The organism is Deltaproteobacteria bacterium, from assembly GCA_011773515.1.
GTDB lineage: Bacteria > Desulfobacterota > Deferrimicrobia > J040 > J040 > WVXK01.
This window is the reverse complement of sequence record WVXK01000018.1, coordinates 38394-42561: the sequence shown is the minus strand read 5'-3', so window position 1 is coordinate 42561 and position 4168 is coordinate 38394. Positions and strand designations below refer to the sequence as shown.

Annotated in this window: 4 protein-coding genes; all 4 read left to right on the top strand. The window is 58.0% G+C overall.

What is annotated here, in order from left to right:
• The coding region (locus GTN70_02565; protein NIO15876.1) for a methylmalonyl-CoA epimerase at nt 1-96 on the top strand (96 nt) is incomplete at its 5' end.
• A gap of 223 nt (nt 97-319) precedes the next feature.
• Nucleotides 320-2455 (top strand): DUF1926 domain-containing protein, encoded by a 2136-nt coding sequence (locus GTN70_02560; GenBank protein NIO15875.1) that lies wholly within the window; start codon nt 320-322, stop codon nt 2453-2455.
• Between the two features lie 96 nt (nt 2456-2551).
• Nucleotides 2552-3493 carry a hypothetical protein gene (locus GTN70_02555; GenBank protein NIO15874.1) on the top strand — a complete coding sequence of 314 codons (942 nt, stop codon included), beginning with the start codon at nt 2552-2554 and terminating at the stop codon, nt 3491-3493.
• A 44-nt stretch (nt 3494-3537) separates the two neighbouring features.
• Nucleotides 3538-4168 (top strand): U32 family peptidase (locus GTN70_02550; GenBank protein NIO15873.1); only part of this gene is annotated, 631 nt, incomplete at its 3' end.

The following is a 4168-nucleotide window of genomic DNA, read 5'->3' as shown; positions in this document are numbered from 1 at the left end:
ACCCCGAAGAGCGGAGTGCACGGCACCAGGGTTGCCTTCCTGCATCCCAAGGACACCTTCGGCGTTCTGATGGAGTATGCCCAGGAGGGGGAGTGATGGAAGGGCGATGGTAGTGCGGAGGAAAAACAGTTTACGGTTAACAGTTTCCGGTTAAAAGTTTCCGGTTTCCGGTTAACGGTTGACGGTTTCCGGTTGAACGAGAAACCAGAAACTGCATTGATGATTGAAGGGGACCGGGGGAAAACAACAATCACCATTGCCAAACTGCTCCCTGAAGCAGTGAGAAACCGATTTTTCAAGCGTTGAGCGAGATCGAAATTTGGACAAAAAAGTATACCTGCTCCTGTGTTTTCACAACCACCAGCCGGTGGGGAATTTCGACCACGTGATGGAGGAGGCCTTCGAGAAGGCCTACTTCCCCTTCCTCAAGATGCTTGCCGGTTTTCCCGAGGTCAGGGTTACCCTTCACTATTCCGGGTACCTGCTCGACTGGCTGGCGGAGCGCAAAGAGGAGTTCATGACGCTCCTTACCCGGGTCGTCGAGAGGGAGCAGGTCGAGATCCTGGGCGGCGGGATGTACGAGCCGGTCCTGCCCCTTTTGCCGGAGCGGGACAGGGCGGGCCAGATCGAGAAAATGGCGGAAAACCTGGGGGGGCTCTTCGGACCAAGGCCGAGGGGCATCTGGGTTGCCGAGAGGGTCTGGGAGCCCGAGCTTGCCATGACCCTCCGGAAGGCAAAGGTGGAGTACCTTCCCCTGGATGATTATCATTTCGCAAGGGCCGGCTGGAAAAGGGAGGAGTTGACCGGGTATTTCATCACCGAGTACAACGGCTTTCCGGTGAAGGTTTTCCCGGGGCTCGAGCGCCTCAGGTACACCATCCCCTTCGAGGACCCCCAGAAAACGGTCGATTTTCTGCGGGAAATCGCAGAGGGCGAAGATCCATCCCCTGCTGCGGTGTTTGCGGATGACGGGGAAAAGCTGGGAGTGTGGCCCCACACCCACGAGCACGTCTTCGACGGGGGCTGGCTGAAAAAGTTCTTCGAACTGCTCATCCGCAACAGGGAGTGGCTGAAGACGGCCACTTTCCGGGAATACGCCGAAATGGTTCCGCCGAAAGGGCGGGCTTATCTGCCGGCTTCTTCCTACCCGGAGATGGGCGAGTGGACCCTTCCGCCGGAGGGGGCGAAAAGGTTCGGGAAGCTCTTGAAGAGGAAGCGGGCCGGCACGTTACCCGATGTCGGGAGCTTTCTTCACGGCGGGTATTTCAGGAACTTTTTCGCCAAGTACGACGAATCGAACCAGATGCACAAGAGGATGCTGCTCGTGTCGGAAAAAGTGGAGAAGGCACGGTCGATGGCCGCTGCCCCCGATATCGAGGCGATGCAGGACAGCCTCTACCGCGCCCAGAACAACGATGCCTACTGGCACGGTGTCTTTGGGGGGCTCTACCTTCCCCACCTCAGGGACGCCGTGTACAGAAACCTCCTCAGGGCGGAAAAGATAGCCGAGGGGGTGATCAGGCGGGACCGGAGGTTGTGGACGGAGGTCAAGAAGGGTGATATCGACAGGGACGGCAGGGAAGAGGTGCTCCTGAAAAACCCGAAGGTGACCCTCGTCGTCCATCCCGGGGACGGGGTTTCCGTCAGCGAACTCTCCTTTCTAGAGAGGGAGTTCAATGCCCTGAACGTGCTTACCCGGCGCCGGGAGGGGTACCACCACGGTATCGGCGATGAAAAGGCTCCGCCGGTTTACGGCAAAGGCACCGCCAGCATCCACGATTCGGCGATCCTGAAGGAGGGGGTTTCGGCGCAGGACATCGTCTATGACCGGCACACGCTCCGCTCCTTCCGGGACGAGATATACGGGGCGGGTGCCGATACGGCGGACATCCTGGGAGGTGTTGCCGAACCTCTCTTCGAGAGCGCGGGTGTTCCGGGGAGACCTTCCAGCATGACGAGCCAGGAGAAGGGGGCGCTCAAGGGTGAGTTATCCTGCGCAGCTTCAGATATCCCCCTTGACCTGGAAAAGATCGTCTTCGTCGACGGGGGGCGGGAAGAGGTGAGAACCCGGGTCCGGCTGATCAACCGGTCCGATGACCCCTACTCCTGCCGGTATGGGAGTGTCTGGCACGTGAACTTCCTCGCCCCTGAATCCGATGACCGCTACTTTTTGAGCTATCCCGTCGACTGCCACGAGAACCGCCTCGGCAGGAAGGGCGTTGTTTCCGGGGTAACCACCTTCGGCATATTCGACGGCTGGCAGCAGTTCACGATGTTTTTCGCAAGCAAAAGAGAGTGCGACGTGGTGTACAGTCCCGTCGAGACCTTTTCCCTCTCCGAGGGCGGTATCGAAAAGATCTATCAGGGGTCGCGGATACTCTTTCTCTATGACCTTGCCATTTCCCCGGGGCGATTCGAGGAAATTGAGATGAGGATTTTCCTCGAGAGCGTGTAGCGAGGCGACGCATTCCGGGAAAAAAAACCTTCCGGAGCGTTTTTCATTCTGCGGAAAGGGTGTATAATACATTTTTTCCTGTCGGGACGAAATGTCATGGGAGATCAAAAGGCCACAGAGACGCAGTTCGAGCTTTCAACGGACCTCTACAACCTCGAACAGCTTGAGGAGACGGACCTGTCCCCCTATGACGCCTTTTACCTGGGGAACCCGTACTGCCTGCTTCACAAGGGGAACTTTCTGCTCTCACGGGAGGATACGTGCCGGGCCGCGGACGTATTGAGGGGGGCGGGGAAGAAGATCTACCTGACGACCCCCACGGCTCCCCGGGGGGAGGAGCTTTTGAGGGTGGAGGGGATATTCGGGATCGCACGGGAGATCGAGGCCGATGGGGTTGAGCATCACAACCTGGGTATGGTCTACAAGGCTTCCCGCGAGCTCCCTGAGGTTCCCTCCCATGCCGGTGTTTTCGCAAACATCTACACCCAGGTCGCCGCTTCCCTTCTATCGGATTACGGCGTTGTGAGGGTCAGGCCAAACGTGGAGGTCAGCCTCGAGGAGATGGAGATCATCCAGAGGGAGTCCCCCGTGGCGGTGTCCATAACCCTCCACGGCAAGATCCCCCTCGGCATCGTGGCGGACTGCTTTCTTTTGGAAGAGGGAAAAGAGAATGAGAGCTGCCCGGAAGCCTGCCTGGAGCCCGCCTGGCTGAAGGCCCGTGACTGGACGATCATGCACGTTGGCAGGGGCATCTACTCGGGGCTCGACCAGTGCCTGGTAGAGCATCTGGACAGGATAGTAGCAAAGGGCTTCCGCTGTTTCAGGATCGAAGCGGGTTACGAAAACGGTACCTACCGGAACGGGGTGGGAAAGGTGTACCGGGAGGGCATAGAGAGCGCCCTGTCGGGGAGATTTTCCGCCCGTGCCGGCTGGAGGGAAACCCTCGAGATGCACACGCGCCTCGGTTTCTGCAACGGCTACCTCTTTGGCCGCTCCGGGCGCGTGTATATAGGCGAAGGGGAGGAAATTCCCCGCTAAATATGGTAAAATAAAACGTTGAATCCAAAGGGGGTGTCACTGAAATGGTGGAGCTTCTCGCATCAGGGGGGTCTTTCGATATGGTGAAAGCCTGTGCCGATAACGGCGCTGATGCAGTGTACGTGGGGGCCTACGGGTGGTCGAGAAGACGCTCCATGTATGAGATGAACGACGATACCATCAAAAAGTGCGCCGACTACCTTCACGGGAAGGGCAAAAAGATTCGCGTTGCGATAAACACCCTTCCCCATTCCGATGAGGTTGGTTCCTTCCTCGGTAAGGTTGCAACGTTTGCATCCTACCCAATCGACGATATAATCCTTACCGACCCGGGCCTGATGAGGGTCACGAAGGAAAATTTCCCGGAAATATCAATCCATGCCAGTGTCGGCTGCACCATCGTGAACTACTTCGATGCACGTTTCTACCGCGAGGCGGGGGCATCGCAGGTGGTGACCGAGTGCAGGATGCCCTTGAAATGCCTGGGGAACCTCAAGAAGAAAGCGGGGGTGGGGGTCGAGGTCCTCGTCCACGCAACTACCTGTAACACCTTCCTTGGACGGTGCACCATGTCCTCCTACACGAAGTTCGATCATGCAGAAGACGAGCACGGGAAAAGGCATTTCGAAGGGTCTCCAAACAGGGGCGGGCTCTGCTACAGGATATGCCTGACAA

What these genes read in the sequence shown, in the direction of transcription:
- GTN70_02555 (NIO15874.1), top strand. Translation starts at nt 2,552, where the DNA reads ATGGGAGATCAAAAGGCCACAGAGACGCAGTTCGAGCTTTCAACGGAC.